Source organism: Cognatilysobacter bugurensis (genome assembly GCF_014652095.1).
Lineage (GTDB): Bacteria > Pseudomonadota > Gammaproteobacteria > Xanthomonadales > Xanthomonadaceae > Cognatilysobacter > Cognatilysobacter bugurensis.
In genome coordinates, this window is record NZ_BMYD01000004.1 from 217,528 (window position 1) to 238,796 (window position 21,269).

Annotated in this window: 23 protein-coding genes and 1 tRNA gene; 10 read left to right on the forward strand and 14 right to left on the reverse strand. The window is 68.7% G+C overall.

The genetic code is table 11. From position 1 onward, the window contains the following. Positions 1-76: 76 nt before the first annotated feature. The 4 genes from IE075_RS12405 to rplM all read right to left on the reverse strand — a co-directional run bounded on the left by IE075_RS12405 (position 77) and on the right by rplM (position 2,220). On the reverse strand, positions 77-1,063 hold the full coding sequence (locus IE075_RS12405) for a fumarylacetoacetate hydrolase family protein (protein WP_189457004.1): 987 nt from the start codon (positions 1,061-1,063) through the stop codon (positions 77-79). Between the two features lie 208 nt (positions 1,064-1,271). Continuing rightward, positions 1,272-1,346, reverse strand: a tRNA-Gln gene (locus IE075_RS12410). 42 nt (positions 1,347-1,388) lie between these two features. Beyond that, a complete protein-coding gene (gene rpsI / locus IE075_RS12415) occupies positions 1,389-1,781 on the reverse strand; it encodes a 30S ribosomal protein S9 (RefSeq protein ID WP_189457008.1) in 393 nt (130 codons plus the stop codon). A gap of 10 nt (positions 1,782-1,791) precedes the next feature. Beyond that, positions 1,792-2,220 (reverse strand): 50S ribosomal protein L13, encoded by a 429-nt coding sequence (rplM, locus tag IE075_RS12420; protein ID WP_189457009.1) that lies wholly within the window; start codon positions 2,218-2,220, stop codon positions 1,792-1,794. 158 nt (positions 2,221-2,378) lie between these two features. Between rplM and IE075_RS12425 the strand changes: the two genes are divergently transcribed. Both IE075_RS12425 and coq7 read left to right on the forward strand, forming a co-directional pair. Continuing rightward, positions 2,379-3,503 (forward strand): (Fe-S)-binding protein, encoded by a 1,125-nt coding sequence (locus tag IE075_RS12425; protein WP_189457010.1) that lies wholly within the window; start codon positions 2,379-2,381, stop codon positions 3,501-3,503. Positions 3,504-3,541: 38 nt separating this feature from the next. Next, a complete protein-coding gene (gene coq7 / locus IE075_RS12430; RefSeq protein ID WP_189457012.1) occupies positions 3,542-4,183 on the forward strand; it encodes a 2-polyprenyl-3-methyl-6-methoxy-1,4-benzoquinone monooxygenase in 642 nt (213 codons plus the stop codon). Between the two features lie 105 nt (positions 4,184-4,288). Here the strand turns inward: coq7 and speD are convergent, their stop codons facing one another. Beyond that, on the reverse strand, positions 4,289-5,083 hold the full coding sequence (gene speD, locus IE075_RS12435) for an adenosylmethionine decarboxylase (protein ID WP_189457014.1): 795 nt from the start codon (positions 5,081-5,083) through the stop codon (positions 4,289-4,291). A 191-nt stretch (positions 5,084-5,274) separates the two neighbouring features. On the opposite strand from speD, the gene crp reads away from it, so the two are divergent. Together crp and IE075_RS12445 are read left to right on the forward strand one after the other, a co-directional pair. Continuing rightward, entirely contained in the window at positions 5,275-5,964 is a 690-nt protein-coding gene (gene crp, locus IE075_RS12440) for a cAMP-activated global transcriptional regulator CRP (protein WP_189457023.1), read from the forward strand. Positions 5,965-6,015: 51 nt separating this feature from the next. Further along, positions 6,016-6,423 carry a GNAT family N-acetyltransferase gene (locus tag IE075_RS12445; RefSeq protein ID WP_189457026.1) on the forward strand — a complete coding sequence of 136 codons (408 nt, stop codon included), beginning with the start codon at positions 6,016-6,018 and terminating at the stop codon, positions 6,421-6,423. A 145-nt stretch (positions 6,424-6,568) separates the two neighbouring features. Here IE075_RS12445 and IE075_RS12450 read toward each other — a convergent pair whose 3' ends face one another. From IE075_RS12450 to rpe, 8 genes are all read right to left on the reverse strand, one after another. Continuing rightward, positions 6,569-7,297: a haloacid dehalogenase-like hydrolase gene (locus IE075_RS12450; protein ID WP_189457029.1), complete on the reverse strand. Its 729-nt coding sequence runs from the start codon at positions 7,295-7,297 to the stop codon at positions 6,569-6,571. Then, positions 7,294-8,085, reverse strand: a complete 792-nt coding sequence (trpC, locus tag IE075_RS12455) for an indole-3-glycerol phosphate synthase TrpC (protein ID WP_189457031.1) — start codon at positions 8,083-8,085, stop codon at positions 7,294-7,296. Before trpC ends, IE075_RS12450 begins: the two co-directional genes overlap by 4 nt. Then, entirely contained in the window at positions 8,082-8,453 is a 372-nt protein-coding gene (locus IE075_RS12460) for an antibiotic biosynthesis monooxygenase family protein (protein WP_189457033.1), read from the reverse strand. Before IE075_RS12460 ends, trpC begins: the two co-directional genes overlap by 4 nt. Then, positions 8,450-9,484 (reverse strand): anthranilate phosphoribosyltransferase, encoded by a 1,035-nt coding sequence (trpD, locus tag IE075_RS12465; RefSeq protein WP_189457035.1) that lies wholly within the window; start codon positions 9,482-9,484, stop codon positions 8,450-8,452. Before trpD ends, IE075_RS12460 begins: the two co-directional genes overlap by 4 nt. A gap of 110 nt (positions 9,485-9,594) precedes the next feature. Beyond that, positions 9,595-10,173 carry an anthranilate synthase component II gene (locus tag IE075_RS12470; RefSeq protein WP_189457037.1) on the reverse strand — a complete coding sequence of 193 codons (579 nt, stop codon included), beginning with the start codon at positions 10,171-10,173 and terminating at the stop codon, positions 9,595-9,597. A 2-nt stretch (positions 10,174-10,175) separates the two neighbouring features. Beyond that, the gene (gene trpE, locus IE075_RS12475) at positions 10,176-11,669 is read right to left on the reverse strand and encodes an anthranilate synthase component I (RefSeq protein ID WP_189457039.1); all 1,494 of its coding nucleotides are present in this window, start codon (positions 11,667-11,669) and stop codon (positions 10,176-10,178) included. Positions 11,670-11,745: 76 nt separating this feature from the next. Next, complete coding sequence (gene yegS / locus IE075_RS12480) at positions 11,746-12,753, reverse strand: lipid kinase YegS (protein WP_189457041.1); 1,008 nt, start codon at positions 12,751-12,753, stop codon at positions 11,746-11,748. 234 nt (positions 12,754-12,987) lie between these two features. Then, on the reverse strand, positions 12,988-13,674 hold the full coding sequence (gene rpe / locus IE075_RS12485; RefSeq protein WP_189457043.1) for a ribulose-phosphate 3-epimerase: 687 nt from the start codon (positions 13,672-13,674) through the stop codon (positions 12,988-12,990). A gap of 197 nt (positions 13,675-13,871) precedes the next feature. Between rpe and IE075_RS12490 the strand changes: the two genes are divergently transcribed. Next, positions 13,872-14,702, forward strand: coding sequence for an outer membrane protein (locus IE075_RS12490; protein ID WP_189457044.1), 831 nt, complete (start codon positions 13,872-13,874; stop codon positions 14,700-14,702). 144 nt (positions 14,703-14,846) lie between these two features. Here IE075_RS12490 and IE075_RS12495 read toward each other — a convergent pair whose 3' ends face one another. After that, complete coding sequence (locus IE075_RS12495) at positions 14,847-15,179, reverse strand: J domain-containing protein (RefSeq protein WP_189457046.1); 333 nt, start codon at positions 15,177-15,179, stop codon at positions 14,847-14,849. 129 nt (positions 15,180-15,308) lie between these two features. Between IE075_RS12495 and IE075_RS12500 the strand changes: the two genes are divergently transcribed. The 5 genes from IE075_RS12500 to IE075_RS12520 all read left to right on the forward strand — a co-directional run bounded on the left by IE075_RS12500 (position 15,309) and on the right by IE075_RS12520 (position 21,268). Beyond that, positions 15,309-16,265, forward strand: a complete 957-nt coding sequence (locus IE075_RS12500) for a phosphoribosylaminoimidazolesuccinocarboxamide synthase (protein WP_189457048.1) — start codon at positions 15,309-15,311, stop codon at positions 16,263-16,265. A 232-nt stretch (positions 16,266-16,497) separates the two neighbouring features. Beyond that, on the forward strand, positions 16,498-16,977 hold the full coding sequence (locus IE075_RS12505) for an Mpo1 family 2-hydroxy fatty acid dioxygenase (protein ID WP_189457050.1): 480 nt from the start codon (positions 16,498-16,500) through the stop codon (positions 16,975-16,977). Position 16,978: 1 nt separating this feature from the next. Then, entirely contained in the window at positions 16,979-17,869 is an 891-nt protein-coding gene (locus tag IE075_RS12510) for a DMT family transporter (protein ID WP_189457052.1), read from the forward strand. Between the two features lie 256 nt (positions 17,870-18,125). After that, positions 18,126-20,915: a monovalent cation/H+ antiporter subunit A gene (locus tag IE075_RS12515; protein WP_189457273.1), complete on the forward strand. Its 2,790-nt coding sequence runs from the start codon at positions 18,126-18,128 to the stop codon at positions 20,913-20,915. Beyond that, the gene (locus tag IE075_RS12520) at positions 20,915-21,268 is read left to right on the forward strand and encodes a Na+/H+ antiporter subunit C (protein ID WP_189457054.1); all 354 of its coding nucleotides are present in this window, start codon (positions 20,915-20,917) and stop codon (positions 21,266-21,268) included. Before IE075_RS12515 ends, IE075_RS12520 begins: the two co-directional genes overlap by 1 nt. Position 21,269: the final 1 nt, after the last annotated feature.

The following is a 21,269-nucleotide window of genomic DNA, read 5'->3' on the forward strand; positions in this document are numbered from 1 at the left end:
CCGATGCTTCCCGATTGCGATGGCCACGGTAGCGCGGTGGCGGCAGGGCCGCTACACCGCGCCGGGCGTTTCGCCGTCAGCCCGCTGCGGGCTCGATGCGCTGCTCGATCGCGCCGAAGATGCTGCGGCCGTCGCCGTCGAACATCTCGATGCGCACGGTGTCGCCGTACGACATGAACGGCGTGCGGGGCGCGCCGTGCTCGAGCGTTTCCACCGTGCGCTTTTCCGCAAAGCACGACGCGCCCAGCGAGGTGTCCTCATTGGCCACGGTGCCCGAGCCGACGATCGTGCCCGCCGACAGGGGCCGCGTCTTCGCGGCGTGAGCGACGAGTTGGGCAAAGTCGAACTGCATGTCGACGCCCGCCTCGGGCGCGCCGAACCATTCGCCGTTGACGTGCGTCAGCAGCGGCAGGTGCAGCTTGTTGTCGCGCCACGCATCGCCGAGCTCGTCGGGCGTCACGAACACCGGGCTCAGCGCGGAGCGCGGCTTGGACTGCAGGAAGCCGAACCCCTTCGCCAGCTCGTTCGGAATCAGGTTGCGCAGGCTCACGTCGTTGATGAGGCCGATGAGCTGGATGTGCGCAGCGGCCTGTTCGGGCGATGCGGCCATCGGCACGTCGTCCGTCACGATCACCACCTCAGCCTCCAGGTCGATGCCGTGCTCTTCGCTCGGCACGCGGACCGGGTCGCGCGGGCCATAGAAGCCGGCGCTCACCGCCTGGTACATCAGCGGGTCGCTGTAGAAGCTTTCGGGCACTTCCGCGCCGCGCGCGCGGCGCACGCGCTCGACGTGCGGGAGATAGGCACTGCCGTCGACAAACTCGTAGGCCCGCGGCAGCGGGGCGGCGAGCGCCGCGACGTCGAGGTCGAATGCCCCTTCGGCACGACCTTCGTTGAGCGCATCGGACAAGGCATTCAGACGCGGGGCCGCGCCGGACCAATCCTCGAGCGCGCGCTGCAATGTATCGACGATGCCGGTGGCGCGCACTGCGCGCGTCAGGTCGCGCGAAACGACGATGAGCGTGCCGTCGCGGCCGCCTTCTTTCAGTGAACCGAGCTTCATGGGACCTCGCAATCGAAACGCCCTGCGGCGAATTGGTTTCGATTGTAACTGTCTCGGTGCAAGGCGCGGTCGTCGCCCGCCCTCGGGCGCGCTGCGCACGAATCCACATGGCCGGCATGGGCGATGTGGAGCGCGGCACGCTTACTTGGCGCATAAAAAAACCCGCTTTTCGGCGGGTTTTTTCCAGAACCCGAAGGTTCCGTCGGTGTGGCAGCCCCGGATGGATTCGAACCACCGAATGCCTGAGTCAGAGTCAGGTGCCTTACCGCTTGGCGACGGGGCTATGGAACTAAGTTTAGCGCGCCACAGGGTGGCGCGAAAACCGTTAACGCTTCGAGAACTGCGTGGCGCGACGCGCCTTGTGCAGACCGACCTTCTTACGCTCGACTTCGCGGGCGTCGCGGGTCATGAAGCCCGCCTTGCGCAGCTCGTTCTTCAGCGTCTCGTCGTACTCAACGAGTGCACGCGAAATGCCGAGGCGGATCGCGCCGGCCTGGCCGGTGATGCCGCCGCCGGCGACCGTCACGACGACGTCGAACTTGTCGGTCGACTGCGTGAGCTCGAGCGGCTGGCGCACGATCATGCGCGCCGTCTCGCGACCGAAGAACTCATCGATCGGACGCTGGTTGATGGTGATGTTGCCCGAACCCTTGCGCAGGAAAACGCGAGCGGTCGAAGACTTGCGGCGGCCAGTGCCGTAGTTCTGCTGGAGTGCCATATCGGTAACCTTAGAATTCGAGCGGCTGCGGCTGCTGGGCGGCGTGCGGATGCTCCGAGCCCTTGTAAACCTTGAGCTTGCGGTACATTGCGCGGCCGAGCGGGTTCTTCGGCAGCATGCCCTTCACACCGATCTCGATGACGCGCTCCGGGTGGCGCTCAAGCGCCTGGGCCAGCGTCTCGGACTTCAGGTTGCCGATGTAACCGGTGAACCGGTGGTACATCTTGTCCTGGAGCTTATTGCCGGTGACGGCAATCTTCTCGGCGTTGATGACGATCAGGTAATCGCCGGTGTCCACGTGCGGGGTGAACACGGGCTTGTGCTTGCCGCGCAGGCGACGCGCGAGTTCGGAGCACAGGCGGCCGAGGGTCTTGCCTTCGGCGTCGACCACGTACCAGTCACGCTGGACGGTCTCGTTCTTAGCGGAAAAAGTCTTCATGACGTGTCTGATAGGGGCACCTGGTCGGGCCGGTTTCGTCGCGGCCCAAGGGCTGCATCGAAACGTCGCCTCGCGATGTGCGGAACGAAAGAGGCGGAATCATAGCCACGTCCTGCAGCTCGTGCAAGCGCCGTGAACGCGGTGCTAGCATCGACGCGATGTCCGCACCCGCTCCCGTCGACCCGTTGGTCGCGCTGACCGACCGCTGCGTGCAGTGCGGCCTGTGCCTGCCGGTGTGTCCGACGCACCGGTACGAGCGCATTGAGGCCGAGTCTCCGCGAGGCCGCATTGCGATCGTGCGCGCGTGGGCCGATGGCGCGCTCGAGCCCACCGCCACCGGCGACGCGCACCTGGATGCCTGCCTCGGCTGCCGCCGCTGCGAGGCCGCGTGCCCGGCGGGCGTGCAGTACGGCGCGCTGCTCGTCGAGGCGCGTGCACGGCAACGGGTTCGCCGCACGCCACCGATACGTCAACGTGCGATCGAGACACTCACAGCGCATCCTCGCCTGCTGTCGCGCCTGCTCGGCCTGTACCGCCGCGTCCACCCGGTGCTCCCTGCGACGCTGCGCCCCCTGCCGTGCCCACCGCGCCCGGACGCATCACTTCCGCGCGTGGCAGACGAAGACGTCGCGCTGTTCGTCGGCTGTGTGGCGCGCGCTTATGAGCCCGCGGTCCGCACGTCTCTCACCCGCTTGTGCCGCGCAGCGGGCACGCCGCTTTCGATCCCCGCCACGCAGACGTGCTGCGGAGCCCTTCACGCGCACGCAGGCGACACCGCCACGGCCGAACGACTCTCAGCGCGCAACGCGGCGGCATTGTCCGGGGCTGCGCGAGTCCTCACGCTGGCGAGTGGGTGCCACAGCGCGGTCGAGTCCGCGACCGGCGGCGCGCGCACCGTGGATGCACTCGTGCATCTCGATGGGCTCGCAGACCAACTTGTATTCAAGCCGCTCGTCGAGCGCATCGCGCTGCACCGGCCTTGCACGCTGCATGCGACGCCCGGCGCGCTCGCCGCCACCCGCCGCCTGCTCGCGCGCGTGCCGGGGCTGGAAGTTGTCGAACTCGACGCGGGCCACGGCTGCTGCGGCGCGGCGGGCACGCATATGCTGACGGAGCCCGCACGAGCGGCGGCGTTCCGCGCCCCGCTCATCGACGCGTTGCAGGCGAGCGGCGCAACCCGACTGCTCAGCGCGAACATCGGCTGCCGACTGCACCTGGCGCGGGCGACCGGCATTCCAGTCCAGCACCCGCTCGAGCTGCTCGCCGACGCGCTCGTCAACTGACCGACGACGTCCTCACTAGGCGTGACTAGACTGCCGGCATGAAGCCCCGCGACCTCAGTCCTGCCGACCGCGCGCTCGCCGATGTGCAGCGCGCGCTGGAAACCGTCTTCGCCCGACCCGCGGCAGCGCGGCCGAATCCCGCGCAGCCGCACGGCGACGTCGTGCTCGACGAGCCGGACCGCCGCCACGCGGCCGGCCTCATGCGCATCAACCACGTGGGCGAAGTCTGTGCGCAGGCGCTGTACTGCGGCCAAGCCGCGGTCGCGCAGGACGCGCACACGCGTGCACATCTGCTTGCCGCTGCGCAGGAAGAGACGGACCACTTGGCCTGGTGCGCGGAGCGGCTGGACGAACTCGACAGCCGACCGAGCCTGCTTAATCCGCTGTGGTATGCCAGCAGCTATGCGATCGGCGGACTCGCCGGCCTGCGCGGCGACGGCTGGAACCTCGGCTTCGTGGTCGAGACCGAGCGCCAGGTCGAAGCGCACATCGACGAGCACCTGACGTCGCTGCCGGCTGCCGACGCGCGCAGCCGCGCAATCCTCGAGGTCATGAAGGCCGATGAAGCGCGCCACGCCGACGCGGCCGAGCATGCGGGTGCGCGCGTGCTTCCCCCGCCGGTGCCGGCCCTCATGGCGCTGATGTCGCGCGTCATGAAGATGGTGGCGTACCGGATTTGATGCCGGTGCTGCCACGCCAGTCACCCCAGCGCGAATGAAAAAAGCCCGCGTTGAGCGGGCTTTTTTGCTGCTGCGACCCGCCGCCGGTAGCGCGCGGCGAAGGCCTCAGTCGACCAGGTTACGGCCGTGGTAGAGCTCTTCGATCTCGCGCCGGAGCCGCGCCTCGACCTTCATGCGGTCCTTGAACGACAGGTTGCGCGCCTTCTCCTCGAAGAGGTAATTGTCGAGGTCGAACTCCTTCAGGTGCATCTTCGTGTGGAAGATATTTTCCTGATAGACGTTCACATCGATCGCCTCGTAGCGCGTCTTGATGTTTTTCGCCAGGTAGTCCTGGATCGAATTGATCTTGTGGTCGATGTAGTGCTTCTTGCCCTTCACGTCGCGGGTGAAACCGCGCACGCGGTAGTCCATCACCACGATGTCGGACTCGAGGCTCTCGATCAGGTAATTGAGCGCCTTCAGCGGCGAGATGACGCCGCAGGTCGCCACGTCGATATCCGCGCGGAACGTCGCGATGCCGCTGTCCGGGTGCGTCTCCGGGTACGTGTGCACCGTGATGTGGGACTTGTCCATGTGCGCCACGACGGCGTCGGAGATCAGCTCCCGGCCGGCGTCGCGCTTGTCGATCACGGGCTCCTCGGAGATGAGGATCGTCACCGACGCGCCTTGCGGGTCGTAGTCCTGGCGCGCAATGTTGAGGATGTTCGCGCCGATGATGTCCGCCACATCCGTGAGGATCTGGGTCAGTCGATCGGCGTTGTATTCCTCGTCGATGTATTCGATGTAGCGCTGGCGCTCCTCTTCGGAGGCCGCGAAGCTCACGTCGTAGATGTTGAACGACAAGGCCTTGGTGAGGTTGTTGAAACCCTGCAACCTCAGGCGTGGCAGTGGCTTGACCACGGGCGGCGATCCTGGAAACGCGATGGGACGCGGGATTATGAGGCCAATTGCGCCCCCGGTGAAACGCAGGCTCAAATGCACCGATTCCGTGCATTCAGCGCATGACGCGACGACGACGCACTCGCTGCCATATTTGCTCTGCCTCACGCTTGACGCTTAAGCTCGATCACACTCCCCCAAGGGCCATTGCCATGCCAGTTGAGTCGGTCGCCCATCTCACCCCTGCGCGACGCTCCGCCAGCCCGCTGATGCCCGACGCGGCCACGATCGAGCGCTTCCTCGCGCATTGCCATCGCCGGCGCTACCCGTCGCGTACGGACGTGTTCCGTCCGGGCGACCCGGCGAGCACGCTGTATTACGTGATCTCCGGGTCCGTCAGCATCATCACCGAGGAAGAAGACGGTCGTGAGCTCGTGCTCGGGTACTTCGGTGCAGGCGAATTCGTCGGCGAGCTCGGTCTGTTCATCGACAGCGAGCACCGCGAGGTCATTCTGCGCACGCGCAGTGCGTGCGAACTGGCCGAGATCGGCCACGAGCGTTTCTACGACCTGCTGCTCACGCGCCTCGCCGCCGATGCGCCGAAGCTGCTTTACGCGATTTCGGCGCAGATTTCGCGACGCCTGCTCGATACCAGCCGCAAGGCCGGCCGGCTCGCGTTCCTCGACGTGACCGACCGCATCGTGCGCACGCTGCACGATCTGGCGAAGGAGCCGGAGGCGATGAGCCACCCGCAGGGCACCCAGCTGCGCGTGTCCCGCCAGGAGCTTTCGCGCCTGGTCGGCTGCTCGCGTGAAATGGCCGGCCGCGTGCTCAAGAAGCTGCAGGCCGACGGCAAGCTGCACGCACGCGGCAAGACCGTGGTGCTGTTCGGGACGCGCTGAGCCATGGCGCCGAACGAGTCCGCCGACGGAATTGCCGTCCGCCCGGCCAAAATGGGCGACGCACCCGACGTCGCCCGGCTGCTCGAGCAGCTGGGCTACCCGTGCACGCGCGACGAGGCGGCCGACCGCATCGTCACCGTGCTCGGCGACCCCCGGCAGATGCTGCTGCTGGCGGAGCGGGACGGGCACGCCTGCGGGCTGATCTCGCTCAACAACACGTATTCGGTCGCGCACGGCGCCGAGCTGGCGCGGATCACGGCGCTGATCGTCGGCGATGACTGCCAACGCGAAGGAATCGGCAAGCGCCTGTTGCGCGAGGTCGAGGTGCTGTCGCGGCAGGCCGGCATCTCGCGCATCGAGGTCACGAGCGGCTCGCAGCGCCACGGCGCAGCCGCGTTCTACCGCGGCTGCGGCTACAGCGAAGGCTCGCTGCGGTTCGTGAAGCTGCTCGGCGACTGACGCAGCGACAACGGGCGGCCGCCTCACGCCGCATCGGCCGCTAGGCCCGGTGTGGCACCCGCCCAGCCAGCACGCCATTCGTATCGGACTCGCCGGCCCAGGCGCCCGCAGCGCGGCGATCGGCGCACTGCGCTGCGCCGCGGCCTCAGACCGGATCGCCGCCGCGATCCGCACAGCCCCAGTTGAGGATCGGCGTGCCGGCCGGCAGTTCGCGGCGGAAGTCATCGACCTTTGCGTGCTTGGGGTTGACCACGACGGGGCGACGCGCGGCGCGCAGCAAGGGCATGTCGGCACTGGAATCCGAGTACGCCGCCGCGATTTCGCCGGTGAACCCGGCTTCGCGCAGCATCGTCATCTTCATTTCGTGGTGGCAGTGCCGCGTGGCCATGACGCCGAACAGCCGCGGCCCGACCGCCGTGCCGACCACCGGCACGTCCTCGTGCGCCACGAACGCGAGGATCGCGCGCGCAAGCTCGGGCGGCGCGCCGGTCGCGACGACGACGCGGTCTCCCCCTTCGCGATGGCGGTGCAGCACCGCCAGCGCGACCGGCAGCAGCCGCTCGCGCAGCTGCGCATCGTGCAACACGACATAGCGGTCGATGAGCTCGTCGAGATCGCGGCGCCGGTGCAGGCCCACCGTGCCGGCCCAGATGAATGCGCCCACGCCGCGCCGACGGGTCGGGAGGAACGCGATCATCGGCCCGGCGACGGGCGCGATCAGCAGCGCGAGCAACGTGCGCCACCACGTGCGGCGCACGAGCCAGGACACGAGGTCGCCGCCGGAATCGCCGTCGTAGAGCGTGTGATCGAAGTCGAACACGATCAGCGGCGCACCCGCCTGCACCGCCGGGTAGCGCGGGCCCGCCGTGCTCATCGCGCGAACAGCCGCTTAAGGGCGGCGCCCGGGTCGGCCTCGCGCATGAAGCTCTCGCCCACGAGGAACGTGTCGATGCCGGCGCCGCGCATACGCGCGACATCGGCGGCGCTCGCGATGCCGCTTTCGGTCACGAGCGTGCGGTCCGGCGGCACCGCGTCGCGCAGCGCGATCGTGGTGTCGAGCGAGACCTCGAACGTGCGCAGGTTGCGGTTGTTCACGCCGATCAGCTCGCAGTCGGTCTGCAGCGCGCGCTCGAGCTCGTCGATGTCGTGCACCTCGACGAGCACGTCCATGCCGAGCTCGTGCGCGAGGTTCGCCATCTCGATCATCGGTCCGTCCTCGAGTGCGGCGACGATCAACAGGATCGCATCGGCGCCGATGACGCGAGCTTCGTATACCTGGTACGGATCGATCGTGAAATCCTTGCGCAGCGCCGGTAGCGTGCAGGCGTTGCGCGCTTCGCCGAGATAAAGGTTGCTGCCCTGGAAGAAATCGACGTCGGTGAGCACCGACAGACAGGCAGCGCGGCCCGCCTCGTAGCTGCGCGCGATGTCGGCCGGACGAAAATCCTTGCGGATGAGCCCTTTCGACGGGCTCGCCTTCTTGACCTCGGCGATGACCGCCGACTCGCCCGCGTCGAGCTTGCGGCGGATCGCCTTGACGAAGCCGCGCGCAGGCGGCTGGTTCGCGGCGCGCGCGCGCAGGTCGGCGACCGAGCGCACGCGGCTGCGCTGCTCGATCTCCTCGGCCTTGCGCGCGAGGATGGTGTTGAGGATGTCGCTCATGCAGTGGGCTTCTTTCCGTAGGCGCGTTCGACTTTCGCCACGCGCAGCTCGTAATGCTCGTACCACTCGTTGCGGCCGCGCTCACGCGCCGCCGTGTGCTCGATCTCACGACGCCAGCCCGCGATCGCGTCTTCGCTGTCCCAGTACGAAACCGTGATGCCAAGGCCGTCGGCGTCGCGCGCCGACTCCACGCCGAGGTAGCCGGGCTGCTGCGCTGCGAGTTCGGCCATGCGCGCGGCCGCGGTGTTGTAACCGCGTTCGCCGGGCGTGCGCCGCGAGGTGAAGATCACCGCGTAATACGGCGGCCGCGGCGTGCGGGCGAATGCACCGTCGCTGCCAGTGAGCGGGTTCGCCCCGTGGGAGCTCATGCGCGCCCGAGCTCGCGCGTCATGGCGACGAACTCATCGAGCTTCGCGCGCGCTGCGCCGGAGGCGATCGCCTCGCGGGCACGCACCGTGCCTTCGGCAATCGAAGCGACGACGTCGGCCGCGTACAGCGCCGCACCTGCGTTGAGCACGACGATCTCGCGCGCGAGCCCGTCCGCGCCCGAAAGCGCCTCGAGCAGCAGCGCCTTCGATTCGGACGCGTCCTCGACGCGCAGGTTGCGGCTCGCGGCCATCGCGATGCCGAAGTCTTCGGGATGCACCTCGTACTCGCGCACGACACCGTCGCGCAACTCGCCGACGAGCGAGCCCGCACCGAGCGAGAGCTCGTCCATGCCGTCGCGGCCCCACACCACGAGCGCGCGCTGCGCACCGAGGAGCTGCAGCACGCGCACCTGGATGCCGACGAGGTCGGGGTGGAACACGCCCATGAGGATGTTCGGTGCGCCTGCGGGATTCGTCAGCGGGCCGAGAATGTTGAACAACGTGCGCACGCCCATTTCGCGTCGCACGGGCGCGACGACCTTCATCGCCGGGTGGTGCACGGGCGCGAACATGAAGCCGATGCCGCAGCGCTCGATGCATTGCGCCACCTGGTCCGGTGTGAGCTCGATCTTCGCACCGAGCGCCTCGAGCACGTCCGCGCTGCCGGACTTCGACGACACGCTGCGGTTGCCGTGCTTGGCGACCTTCGCGCCGGCCGCGGCAACCACGAACATCGACGCGGTCGAAATGTTGAACGTGTGCGCGCCATCGCCGCCGGTGCCGACGATGTCGACCAGGTGCCGTCGATCGTCGATGCGCACCGGCTGCGCGAACTCGCGCAGCACGCTCGCGGCGCCAGCGATCTCGCCGATCGTTTCCTTCTTCACGCGCAGGCCGGTGAGGATCGCCGCCGTCATAGCCGGCGAGACCTCGCCGCGCATGATCATGCGCATGAGCTCGACCATCTCGTCGTGGAAGATCTCGCGGTGTTCGATCGTGCGCTGCAGCGCTTCTTGCGGGGTAATCGGCATCGGGGCGTCTCGAAAAAGGGGTGGCTCAGCGACAGGAACGCGACGTCGTCACCGACGCCATCGCCGACTGCCCCACCCGCCCGCTCGGCTCGTGCAACCGCGCATCGACCTCAACGCTCCAGGAAGTTCTTGAGCATCGCGTGGCCGTGCTCGGTGAGGATCGACTCGGGGTGGAACTGCACGCCTTCGACGGGGTGCGTCTTGTGGCGGAGGCCCATGATTTCCTCGAACGAGCCGTCCTCGTGGTCGGTCCAGGCAGTGATCTCGAGGCAGTCGGGCAGCGTCTCGCGCTTGACCACGAGCGAGTGGTAACGCGTGGCCTGGAACGCGTCGGGCAGGCCCGTAAACACGCCGGCGCCTTCGTGGCGGATCGGCGAGGTCTTGCCGTGCATGATCGTCTTCGCGCGCACGACGTCCCCGCCGTAGGCCTGGCCGATGCCCTGGTGGCCGAGGCACACGCCGAACAGCGGAATGCGCGGGCCGAGTTCGCGGATCACGTCGACCGACACGCCCGCCTCGTTCGGCGTGCACGGGCCCGGCGAAATCACGATGCGCTCGGGCGCGAGCGCCTCGATCTGCGCGAGCGAGAGCTCGTCGTTTCGGATGACCTTCACCTCAGCCCCGAGCGCCTGCAGGTACTGCACGAGGTTCCAGGTGAAGCTGTCGTAGTTGTCGATCATCAACAGCATGGTCAGAGCCCCTTCGCCGCCTGCGCGACCGCGCGGAACAGCGCACGGCCCTTGTTCATCGTCTCGTCCCATTCCGACTGCGGGTCGGAGTCGTAGACGATGCCGGCGCCGGCCTGCACGTAGAGGCGGCCGTCCTGGATCACCGCGGTGCGGATCGCGATCGCAGTGTCGGCGTCGCCGTGCCAGCCGATGTAGCCGATCGAGCCCGCGTAGACGTTGCGCTTGACCGGTTCGAGCTCACGGATAACTTCAAGCGCGCGGATCTTCGGCGCGCCGCTGACGGTGCCGGCCGGGAACGTCGCGCGCAGCACGTCGGCGTAGCTGAGGCCGTCGCGCAGCGTGCCGGTGACTTCGCTGACGATGTGCATGACGTGGCTGTAGCGCTCGATCACGAACTGCTCGCCGACCTGCACCGTGCCGGGCTTGCTGACGCGGCCCACGTCGTTACGGCCGAGGTCGATCAGCATGAGGTGCTCGGCGCGCTCCTTCGGATCCGCGAGCAGCTCGGCTTCAAGCGCGGCGTCCTCTTCAGGCGTGGCGCCGCGCGGACGCGTGCCGGCGATCGGACGCACGGTGATCGTGTCGCCCTGCTGGCGCACGAGGATCTCGGGCGATGAGCCGACGACCTGCATGTCGCCGACGTCGAGGAAGTACATGTACGGCGACGGGTTCAATGCACGCAATGCACGGTACACGTCCACCGGGCGCGCCTTGAACGGCACGCTCAGGCGCTGGCTCAGCACGACCTGGAAGATGTCGCCGGCGCGGATGTAGTCCTTGGATTTTTCGACCGCGGCGATGAAGCCCTCGCGCGTGAAGCCCGACACGAAATCGCCTTCTTGGAGGCCGGCCGGATCGAGCGTCTCGGGGTAGCCCGGCCCGCCCTGCCGCAGGCGGTGCGTGAGCTCGTCGAGGCGGCGGTTCGCACGCGCAAGCGCCTGCGGTTCGCTCGGGTCGGCGTGCACGATCAGGTACAGCCGGCCCTTGAGGTTGTCGAACACCGCGACTTCCTCGCTGAGCATCAGCAGGATGTCGGGCGTGCCGAGTTCGTCGGGTTTCACGCTGCCGTCGGGCATCGCGCCGGCCAGGCGTGGCTCGATGTACTGGATGCACTCGAAGCCGAACCAGCCCACGAGCCCGCCGGTGAAGCCCGGCAGGCCTTCGACCTTCGGCACCGAGTGCATCGCGCGCAGCGCTTCGACTTCGGCGAACGGGTCGTCGACCTCGCGCGCTTCGACGAGCTCGCCGCATTCGGTCACGTACAGCGTATGGCCGGCGAATGCGTACACACGACGCGCCGGCAGGCCGATGATCGAGTACCGACCGAAGCGCTCACCGCCTTCGACCGATTCGAACAGGTAGGTGTGCGGGCCGTCGGCAAGCTTGAGGTACACCGACAGCGGTGTGTCGAGGTCGCTGAGCACCTCACGCACCACGGGGATACGCGTGTGACCGGCGTCGGCGAGCCGGCGGAACTGGTCGGCGTCGAGGGGCATGGGGCCAGGCACCGGGGCCGGAGATGAAGACGGCCCGCCAGTATGCCAGCGCGGCCGCAGCGCCGGCCCACAGCGCTTATGACGATGCGCGATCGGCCGGAATGCGCACGGTGGCGACGTGCTCGATGAGGCCCGGTGCGACGGCGCTGAGCAGCGGGGAATCAGGCGGCAGGTGCATGCGCACGCGACCGGGCACGCAGTCGATGCGGAAATGCCGCGCCTCGACCGGCTCGCCGTCGAGATTCAGCGTGAAAGGCGGGTCGGCCGCGATCTCGATCCAGGGCAGCCTCGCCTCCACCGCGACGCGGTCGAGCGCGGCCTCCTTGCCTTCGGTGATCAGCGCGCCGACGGTCGCGCCGAGCTCGCCCGTCAGCGGCGGCACGATCGTGAGATCTAGCGCGCCGTCGTCGATCTGCGCGTCCGGGCACAGCGCCTGGCCGCCGCCTGCCTGGCGGCCGTTGCCGATGCCGAGCGCGATGAAATCGCCAGACCACTCGAACGCGGGGCCGCGCACGCGCGCGGCGATCGGATCGATGCTGCCGAGCCGGGAGATGCCGGTGATGAGGTAGGCGAGGCCACCGAGCACTCTCTTGAGCCCCTCGTCGGTCTCGAGCGTGATCCGGGTGCCGAAGCCGCCGCTGGCGAGGTTCGCGCACCAGCACTCGCGGCCGTCGGCCTCGATTCGCAGCAGGTCGATCGGCCGCGGCGGATGAGCGTCGATCAGATCGAACGCGTCGGTCGCCAGCACGGGCACGCGCGTGGCCACGGCAAAGTCGTTCGCGGTGCCCAGCGGGAGCAGGCCGAGGCTCGGCAGATCGTGAGCGGGCGTGCCGGTGGCCGCGAGCGCCGAAGCCACCTCGCTGAGCGTGCCATCGCCGCCGCCGGCAATCACGGTATCGACGCGGTCGGCGATTGCCTCGGCGACGTACCGCGCCGCGTCACCGCCTTCCCAGGTCACGCGCACGCCGAGGTCGATGCCGCGCGCTCGCACGTGGGCAACGGCTTCGCGCACGTCTTCGTCGGCCACTGATTTGCCGTTGAGGATCAGGCGCCAGCGGGCGCACGACGCGGTTGCGGGGGACATGCGCGCACGCTAACAACGCGCCGGGGCGCCGATCGTGAAGCCGGACCCACAAGCCGGGGGATCGACGCTCGTGTCACGAACGCGCCATGCCTGCGACACGGGACGGTCACCGTCCGCCCGGAGCATGGAAGGCCATCGCAGGGACGACGGACGGAGGCAGGATCGCCTCCAATTTTCCGGGCCGATGCCTTCACGGGCATCGGCCTTTTTTCCCGGATGCGTGCCCGGCGTCGCTCAGCGCACGGATTCGACCGCCTGTTTCATCCGCGCAATCACGTCCGAATATCCATGCTCGGCCACGCCCGGGGCGTTGAAGATCGCCGAGCCGGCGACGAACGTGTCGGCACCGGCCGCGGCGATCTCGGCGATGTTGTCGGCCTTGACGCCGCCGTCGATCTCGAGCCGGATTGGCCGGCCGCTGCGGTCGATCATCGTGCGTACCGCGCGCAGCTTGTCGAGCGACGAGGGGATGAACGCCTGGCCGCCGAAGCCCGGGTTCACGCTCATCAGCAGCACCATGTCGAGCTCATCGAGCACCCAGTCGAGCACCTCGATCGGCGTGCCCGGGTTGAGCACGAGCCCGGCCTGGCACCCGTGCGATTTGATGAGCTGCACGGTGCGATGCACGTGCCGGCTCGCCTCGGGGTGGAACGTGATCATGGAAGCGCCGGCTTTTGCAAAATCCGGGACGATGCGATCCACGGGCTCGACCATGAGGTGCACGTCGATCGGCGCCGTCACCCCGTGCTTGCGCAACGCCTCGCAGACCATCGGGCCGATCGTGAGATTCGGTACGTAATGGTTGTCCATGACGTCGAAATGCACCCAGTCGGCGCCGGCGGCGAGCACGGCGTCCACCTCCTCGCCGAGCTTGGCAAAGTTTGCCGAGAGGATCGAAGGGGCGATGACGGTCGGCTGCATGGCGGTGCTCGGCGAAAGGGGCGCCATTGTCGCCTGCCCGGCCGGAGGGGCAAGGGCGCCGGTGCTCGGCGCGCCTTTGCATCCGCGTGCACATGCGGCCCGTACCTTCCATCAGCGGCGCCGAACGCCGCCTCGCCTACGGTCGAGGCGCAGCGGGGCCGCATTACGAGATCTCCCCCATTTTCAGGAATTTGCCTATGAACGCTCCTCTGCCTCGCCTTCTCGTCCTCGCTGCCGCGCTCATCGCGGCCCCGGCTTTCGCCCAGTCGGGCGAGTGGACCGGCGGTTACGTCGGCGGCCACGCCGGCGTCGTGATGGACCCCGATGACAACGGCGACCGCTTCCTGTTCGACACCAACCTCGACGGAGCGTTCGGCGACACGGTGCGCACCGTGGCCGGCGCCGATGCGTTCTCGCCGGGCGCCTGCGACGGCGTGGCGCGCGGCCCGACGCCGGGCGACGGCTGTGAGGGCAACAATGGCGGCGCCGACTGGGGCGCACGCGCGGGTTATGACTGGCAGGTCGGCACCTGGGTGTTCGGCGTGGTCGGCGAGCTGGGCATGAACGATGCGCGCGATGCGCTGACGGCGTTCAGCACCACGCCGGCGAGTTACACCGCGGTGCGCAAGATCGACTCGCTCGCCGCACTGCGTGCGCGCGTCGGCATCGCGTTCGGCGCAGGCAGCGAGAACCTGGCCTACGTGACCGGCGGCTACGCCCGGGCCAAGGTCGAGAACGCGTTCTTCAGCAGCAACCGCGTCAACACGTTCACCGACAACGGTGACAGCGACGCATCGGGCGCGCAGTTCGGCATCGGTGTCGAGCGCCGCATCAACGACGCGTGGGCGGTCGGCGTCGAGTACGTGTCCACGCGCCTCGAAGATGATGAGTTCCGCGTGCGCGCCGGCGGCCCGGCCCCGGCGACGAACCCGTTCATCCTCGCGAACGCCAACGGCACCGATTTCCGTCGCAGCGACGATGATTTCGACCTCGACAGCGTCCGCGTGACGGCGGCCTACCGCTTCTGATCCACCGCTTCGCGTGCGGCGCACCTGCGCCGCACGTCTCGCTCCACGCGGGGTCGACGTGCACCGTGGATCGCTCCGTCCGCGGTGGCGCGTCGGCCCGGCGTGCCGTTGATCACTCGCGGCCTCGCTGGCCCGAGCAGCGCGTCAGCGGCGCCCGCGCAACGCGCGCACGCGGTCGTACGCGCGGTTGATGTCACGCGCCCGGCGCTCAGACTTCCGTTTTTGCACTTCACCGACCCCGATCTGCCGATCCGGATGGTGCCGCGCCATGAGCCGCCGATAGGCCTGCTCGACTTCCGCGTCGCTGGCGTCCTGCCGCACCCCGAGCACGGCGTACGGATCATCGCGCCGCGTCGCAAACCAGCCGGCGTCGAGCGCATGGCCGATCAGCAGGCCGATCACCGCGCCGAGCAGCGGGTTCGCGCGCAGCAGCACCGCGCCTGCGAGAAAGCCCAGCAGTTTTCCCGTCCAGCGCATGCCTCGCTCCCGCGTCGAGCGGCCAGTCTAGGGCTCCGACGTGACGCCCGCAGCGCGGCGACCGCGACCGGCGTACACTCACCGCCCCTGTCGCGCCCGTGCGCGCGGCGATGGCAGGGCCGATCCGTCATGCATGGGGCTCCTGCGTTGTCCATTTCGCCGCAACGTTCGCTTTCGGTCTCCGACCTGCCCGGCTTGCCGCTGCGCCACCGCGGCAAGGTGCGCGACGTGTTCGACCTGCCCGCCGAGTGCCTGCCTCCGGGCACGCCGTCCGGCCAGTACCTGCTCATGGTCGCGACCGATCGCCTCAGCGCATTCGACGTCGTGCTGCCCGACCCGATCCCGGGCAAGGGCGAGATGCTGTGCCAGATCAGCAACTTCTGGTTTAACCGCACCGACCACATCGTGCCGAACCACCTGACCGGCATCGACGTCGCGTCGGTCCTGCCCGAGGGCGTCGACGCGGCGCTGTACGCCAAGCGCGCAGTCGTGACCAAGCGCCTCAAGCCGGTGCCGGTGGAGTGCATCGCGCGCGGCTATGTGATCGGCAGCGGCTGGAAGGATTACCAGCGCACCGGCCGCATCAGCGGCATCGCGTTGCCAAACGGCCTTCGCCAGGCCGAGAAGCTCGCCGAGCCGATCTTCACGCCGTCGACGAAGGCCGCGGTGGGCGATCACGACGAGAACATCGATTTCGACACCGTCGTGCACATGATCGGCGCCGACCTCGCCGAAGCCGTGCGCCACGCGACGCTGCAGCTGTACCGTTTTGCCGCCGATTACGCGGCGCAGCGCGGCATCCTGCTCGCCGACACGAAGTTCGAATTCGGCACTGACGCCGACGGCCGCCTGTACGTGATGGACGAGATGCTCACGCCGGACTCGTCGCGTTACTGGCCGGCCGACGAATACGAGGTTGGCACGAGCCCGCCGAGCTACGACAAGCAGTTCGTGCGTGATTACCTCGAGACGCTGGACTGGGGCAAGACGCCGCCGGGCCCGTCGCTGCCGGCCGAGGTCGTCGAGCGCACGCGTGCGAAATACGCCGAGGCGCTGCAGAAACTCGCGGGCATTTCGATCGACTGATCCACGGCTTCGCAAGGCAGGACTCGGCCGCCATGCAGGTCTGCGTGGCGGCTCGCATCGCCCGCCCACGTGCCGCGCGCCAACGCCGCCATCCGAACCCGCTGCGGCCGCTCGATCGCTTGCTTCGGATCGGACCTGATCACACGCTGTGCGAGGCAATGCGCCAGCTTGCGTCCTTGAACCGCACGAGGCCGGGGCGCACGCTGCGTCGCAGCTTCGGCAGGAAGATCCCATGGACGCGTCCCCCGCACGCCCGCTCGACCGCTGGTTCGCGCATTACTCGGACGATCACCGCAACGCGACCAACCAGCGCATCCACCTGTGGTGCGTGCCGTTGATCGTGTGGAGCGTGATTGCGTTGCTGTGGTGCATCCCCGCGCCGGGCACGTGGTTCCGCGACGGGTTCTGGGCCGGCGCGGCGATGCTCGTGGCCACGCTGTTCTATTACCGCTCCTCGCGCGCGCTTGGCCTCGGCATGCTCGTCGCGTTCGCGGTCGCCGGCCTGCTCACGCGCGGGCTGTTCGATGCGCTCGGCCGCGGGCCGCTGCTCGGCCTCGCGGTCGGGGTGTTCGTGATTGCCTGGATCGGGCAGTTCATCGGCCACAAGCTCGAAGGGCGCCGCCCGAGCTTCCTGACGGATTTGACCTACCTGCTGATCGGGCCGGCCTGGGTGCTTGCCAAGCTCTACCGCCGGCTCGGCTGGGCGTACTGAGGTGCCGCTGCGCGACCTCGCGCTCGTCGCGGTCATCGTGATCGCATGGGCCGGTAATTTCCTGATGTCCGCGCTCGCATTGCGCGAGATCCCACCCTTCCTCTTCACGGCGTTGCGCTTTGTGATCCTCACGCTCCTGCTGCTGCCGTGGCTCAAGCGGCCCACGCCGGGCCAGTGGCCGCGACTCATTGCGGTGGGCCTCAGCGTCGGCGTGCTGCACTTTGGTTTGAGCTTCTCCGCGCTCCGGCTCGCGGGCGACCTCTCCTCGCCGGCGATCGTCATGCAGAGCTATGTGCCGATGACCGCGGTGCTCGGCTGGTTCGCGCTCGACGAGCGCTTCGGCTGGCGAACGGGCCTCGCGATTGCCGTGAGCTTCGTCGGCGTGCTCGTGCTCGGCTTCGATCCGCTCGTGCTCGATGCGCCGGCCTCGCTCGTGCTGATGCTCGTGTCGGCCTTTTTCCTCGCGCTCGGCACCGTGCTCATGAAAGGCCTGCGCGATCTCGACGTGTTCAGCCAACAGGGCTGGATGGGCGTGATCAGCATCGGGCCGCTGCTTGCGACGAGCATGCTCATCGAGCCCGGCGCGATTGCGGCGCTGCCGCAGGTGAGCTGGATTGGCTGGGCCGGCGCGGCGTACGCGGCGTTCGCAGCGTCGCTGCTCGGGCACGGTCTCTATTACGTGCTCGTGCAACGCCACCCGGTGGCGCAGGTCACGCCCTGGCTTCTGCTCACGCCGCTGCTCGCGGTCGGCCTCGGCATTGCGTTCTGGGGTGACCGCCCCGGCACTCGGCTGCTCATCGGTGGCGCGATGGTGCTCGGCGGCGTGTTCATGATCGCGCTGCGGCGGTTGTCGAAGACGACTCCTAAGGCCGAATCGATCGACGCCGCCTAGCTCCCCCGAGTCAGTCGATGCACTGCCGGGCATCTGGTCGACGTCCATGAGGGGCCATCAATCAATGCACGCACCCCGTTGTTTTCAGCGACGTTCGGCCTACTGAATAGGGCGCGCGAGCGCGTCGTGACCGGCTGACGGACCGTACGCCGTGGCAGGGCCAAGCGAACCCATCGGTTAGAATCCGCCGTTCCGCGCACGCTGTGCGCTGTCGATGCACGCTGCGCACTGCGGCGTGTCCGCAGCCTGGAACGACATGCTGGAACTGCTGCTCGCCCTGCCGTTCGTGCTCGCCTGCATCGTGCTGACGGTGCGGCGCGTGCCGCGTTCGGCGACGGCGTGGCTGGCCGGGCTTGCACCGCTGGCGGGCCTGCTCGTGCTCGTCGCGCTGACACCGCAGGTGCTTAACGCCGGCGGCGTGGCCTCGTCGCACGCCTGGATTCCGCAGATCGGGCTCGGGTTCTCGCTGAGGCTGGACGGGCTGGCGTGGATGTTCGCGCTCATGGTGCTCGCGATCGGCGGGCTCGTCGTGATGTACGCGCACTACTACCTCGGCGAACGCGAGGACGTGCCTAAGTTCTTCGGTTACCTGCTGCTGTTCATGGGCGCGATGCTCGGCCTCGTGGTGGCCAGCAACCTGTTGCTGCTTGCGGTGTTCTGGGAGCTGACCTCGATCAGCTCGTTCCTGCTGATCGGCTACTGGTCGCACGATCGCGAGGCGCGCGAAGGCGCACGCATGGCGCTGACGATCACCGGCGCCGGCGGGCTCGCGCTGCTCGGCGGCGTGCTGCTGATCGGCCAGGTCGTGGGCAGTTACGAACTCGACGCGGTGCTCGCGGCCGGCGACGCGATCCGCGCGGCGCCCACGTACCCGGCGATCCTGATCCTCGTGCTGCTCGCGGTGTTCACCAAGAGCGCCCAGTTCCCGTTCCATTTCTGGCTGCCGCACGCGATGGCGGCGCCGACGCCGGTGTCGGCCTACCTGCACTCGGCGACGATGGTGAAGGCCGGTGTGTTCCTGCTCGTGCGCCTGCACCCGGCGCTGTCGGGCACGGAGCTGTTCTTCTACGTGGTGAGCGGGGTCGGCGCGATCACGATGCTCGTCGGCGCGTGGTACGCGATCTTCCAGCACGACCTCAAGGGCCTGCTTGCGTATTCGACGATCTCGCACCTCGGCCTGATCACGCTCCTGTTCGGGCTGTCGACGCCGCTCGCCGTGGTCGCGGGGCTGTTCCACATCCTCAACCACGCCACGTTCAAGGCCTCGCTGTTCATGGCCGCGGGCATCATCGACCACGAGACCGGCACGCGCGACATGCGCCGGCTCGGCAACCTGCGCAAGTACCTGCCGTGGACGAGCGCGCTCGCGATCATCGCCGCGCTTGCGATGGCCGGCATCCCGCTGCTCAACGGCTTCCTGTCGAAGGAGATGTTCTTCGCGCAGGCGCTCGAGGTCGGCGGCTCGGGGCTGGTGCGCATCGCGGTGACGGTGGCAGCGCTGCTCGCCGGCGTGTTCGGTGTCGCCTACAGCTTGCGCTTCGTGCACGACACCTTCCTCGTGCGCACCGAGCCGAAGGTGGACCGCGAGATCCACGAGCCGCCGCGCTTCATGAAGATCCCGGTCGAGGTGCTTGTCGTGGTCTGCCTTGCGGTCGGCGTGGTGCCCGCGTGGACGATCGCGCCGGTGCTCGCGGCCGCCGTGCGCTCGGTGCTGGGCGATGCGACGCCGTACTACAGCCTGGCGCTCTGGCACGGGGTGAACCTGCCGCTGCTCATGAGCCTGGCCGGCGTGATCGGCGGCGCGCTTCTGTATTTCGGGCTGCGCCGGCTGTTCGACCTGCACGCGGTCGTGCGGCGCGCGTTCGGTCGCCAGGTGTTCCGCCGCCAGGGACTGATCCTGCTCGGTGTCGCACGCGAAATCACGTTCCGGCTCACCGACGGAGGGCTGCAGCGCTCGCTGTGGTGGGTTGTCATCGCGCTGCTCGGCACGGCAATCGTGCCGGTGCTGCCCGCGATCGGCGACGCGCTCATGCGGCCCGGGCAGCCGCTGCCGCCGGTCGGTTGGGCGGTGTGGGCGCTGCTCGTGGGCGGCGCGATCGCGACGGTCGCGCTGCACCGCGAACGCCTGCTTGCGCTGATCGTGGTCGGGGCCGTGGGCCTCGGCGTAAGCCTCGTGTTCGTGTTCCTGTCCGCGCCCGACCTCGCTCTGACACAGCTGCTCGTCGAGACGGTGACGATCGTGCTGATGCTGCTCGCGCTCAACTACCTGCCGCAGGTGTCCGAGCGCAGCCAGACGCGCGCGCGCCGCATCCGCGACGGCGTCGTCGCGATCGCGGCAGGCGCCGGCGTCGCCGCCCTCGCGTATGCCTTGATGACGCGCCCCGGCGGCGACACGGTGGCGAGTGAATTGCTCGCGCGTTCGCTGCCCGAAGGCTACGGCCGCAACGTCGTCAACGTGATCCTCGTGGACTTCCGCGGCTTCGACACCCTGGGCGAGATCACGGTGTTCGGCATCGCAGGCCTGCTCGTTCACGCGCTGCTGCGCCGCGCGCGGCTCATGCCCGATGCGCTGCCACCGGACTCGCCTGCCGCGCTGCCGATGCCGGCCACGCTGAGCCATCTGCTGTTCCCGCTGGCGCTCGCGGTGTCGGTGTACCTGTTCCTGCGCGGTCACAACGAGCCGGGTGGCGGCTTCATTGCCGGCCTCGTGCTCGCGATCCCGCTTCTGCTGCAGTACGTGCTGCTCGGCTCGCAGTACGTCGAGTCGCGGCTCGGCTTCGACTACGTGCGCTGCATCGGCATCGGGCTGCTGATCGCGCTGGTGACCGGCGTGGCGCCGATGCTGCTCGGCTACCCGTTCCTCACCAGCGGCCACGTCGAGCCGCACCTGCCGCTGATCGGCGAAGTGCCGCTGACCAGCGCGGCGGCGTTCGACCTCGGCGTCTACCTCGTCGTCTTCGGAGGCTCGATGCTGATCCTGTCGATGATGGGTACGGTGAAGCACGCGCCGCCCGCGGCCCCGGCCGCGCGACCGGGGGTGCAGTGATGGAACTGGCGCTTGCGAGCGTGATCGGCCTGCTGACGGCCGCCGGCGTGTACCTGCTGCTGCGCTCGCGCAGCTTCGACACGATCCTCGGGCTCACGCTGCTGTCGTACGCGACGAACCTGCTGATCTTCGCGTGCGGCCGCGTGGCCGTGGGGCGTGCGCCGGTGCTGCGCGAGGGCGTCGCACCGACGCTGGCGCAGCACACCGATCCGCTGCCGCAGGCGCTGGTGCTCACGGCGATCGTGATCGCGTTCGCGATGACCGCGGTGACGATCGTCGTCGCGATGCGGTCGCGATCGGACAACGGCAGCGACCACGTCGACGCCGGGGACGAAGGCGAGGGCATGCCGTGAG

Excerpts from the sequence above, each read along its gene's own strand:
- yegS (WP_189457041.1), bottom strand. The coding sequence starts at position 12,753 with ATGTCCCCCGCAACCGCGTCGTGCGCCCGCTGGCGCCTGATCCTCAAC.
- IE075_RS12515 (WP_189457273.1), top strand. The coding sequence starts at position 18,126 with ATGCTGGAACTGCTGCTCGCCCTGCCGTTCGTGCTCGCCTGCATCGTG.
- IE075_RS12495 (WP_189457046.1), bottom strand. The coding sequence starts at position 15,179 with ATGCGCTGGACGGGAAAACTGCTGGGCTTTCTCGCAGGCGCGGTGCTG.
- IE075_RS12405 (WP_189457004.1), bottom strand. The coding sequence starts at position 1,063 with ATGAAGCTCGGTTCACTGAAAGAAGGCGGCCGCGACGGCACGCTCATC.
- IE075_RS12505 (WP_189457050.1), top strand. The coding sequence starts at position 16,498 with ATGGACGCGTCCCCCGCACGCCCGCTCGACCGCTGGTTCGCGCATTAC.
- trpD (WP_189457035.1), bottom strand. The coding sequence starts at position 9,484 with ATGCCGATTACCCCGCAAGAAGCGCTGCAGCGCACGATCGAACACCGC.
- rplM (WP_189457009.1), bottom strand. The coding sequence starts at position 2,220 with ATGAAGACTTTTTCCGCTAAGAACGAGACCGTCCAGCGTGACTGGTAC.
- coq7 (WP_189457012.1), top strand. The coding sequence starts at position 3,542 with ATGAAGCCCCGCGACCTCAGTCCTGCCGACCGCGCGCTCGCCGATGTG.
- IE075_RS12450 (WP_189457029.1), bottom strand. The coding sequence starts at position 7,297 with ATGAGCACGGCGGGCCCGCGCTACCCGGCGGTGCAGGCGGGTGCGCCG.
- IE075_RS12490 (WP_189457044.1), top strand. The coding sequence starts at position 13,872 with ATGAACGCTCCTCTGCCTCGCCTTCTCGTCCTCGCTGCCGCGCTCATC.
- rpe (WP_189457043.1), bottom strand. The coding sequence starts at position 13,674 with ATGCAGCCGACCGTCATCGCCCCTTCGATCCTCTCGGCAAACTTTGCC.
- IE075_RS12445 (WP_189457026.1), top strand. The coding sequence starts at position 6,016 with ATGGGCGACGCACCCGACGTCGCCCGGCTGCTCGAGCAGCTGGGCTAC.
- IE075_RS12425 (WP_189457010.1), top strand. The coding sequence starts at position 2,379 with ATGTCCGCACCCGCTCCCGTCGACCCGTTGGTCGCGCTGACCGACCGC.
- trpC (WP_189457031.1), bottom strand. The coding sequence starts at position 8,085 with ATGAGCGACATCCTCAACACCATCCTCGCGCGCAAGGCCGAGGAGATC.
- IE075_RS12500 (WP_189457048.1), top strand. The coding sequence starts at position 15,309 with ATGCATGGGGCTCCTGCGTTGTCCATTTCGCCGCAACGTTCGCTTTCG.
- trpE (WP_189457039.1), bottom strand. The coding sequence starts at position 11,669 with ATGCCCCTCGACGCCGACCAGTTCCGCCGGCTCGCCGACGCCGGTCAC.
- IE075_RS12460 (WP_189457033.1), bottom strand. The coding sequence starts at position 8,453 with ATGAGCTCCCACGGGGCGAACCCGCTCACTGGCAGCGACGGTGCATTC.
- IE075_RS12520 (WP_189457054.1), top strand. The coding sequence starts at position 20,915 with ATGGAACTGGCGCTTGCGAGCGTGATCGGCCTGCTGACGGCCGCCGGC.
- crp (WP_189457023.1), top strand. The coding sequence starts at position 5,275 with ATGCCAGTTGAGTCGGTCGCCCATCTCACCCCTGCGCGACGCTCCGCC.
- rpsI (WP_189457008.1), bottom strand. The coding sequence starts at position 1,781 with ATGGCACTCCAGCAGAACTACGGCACTGGCCGCCGCAAGTCTTCGACC.
- IE075_RS12470 (WP_189457037.1), bottom strand. The coding sequence starts at position 10,173 with ATGCTGTTGATGATCGACAACTACGACAGCTTCACCTGGAACCTCGTG.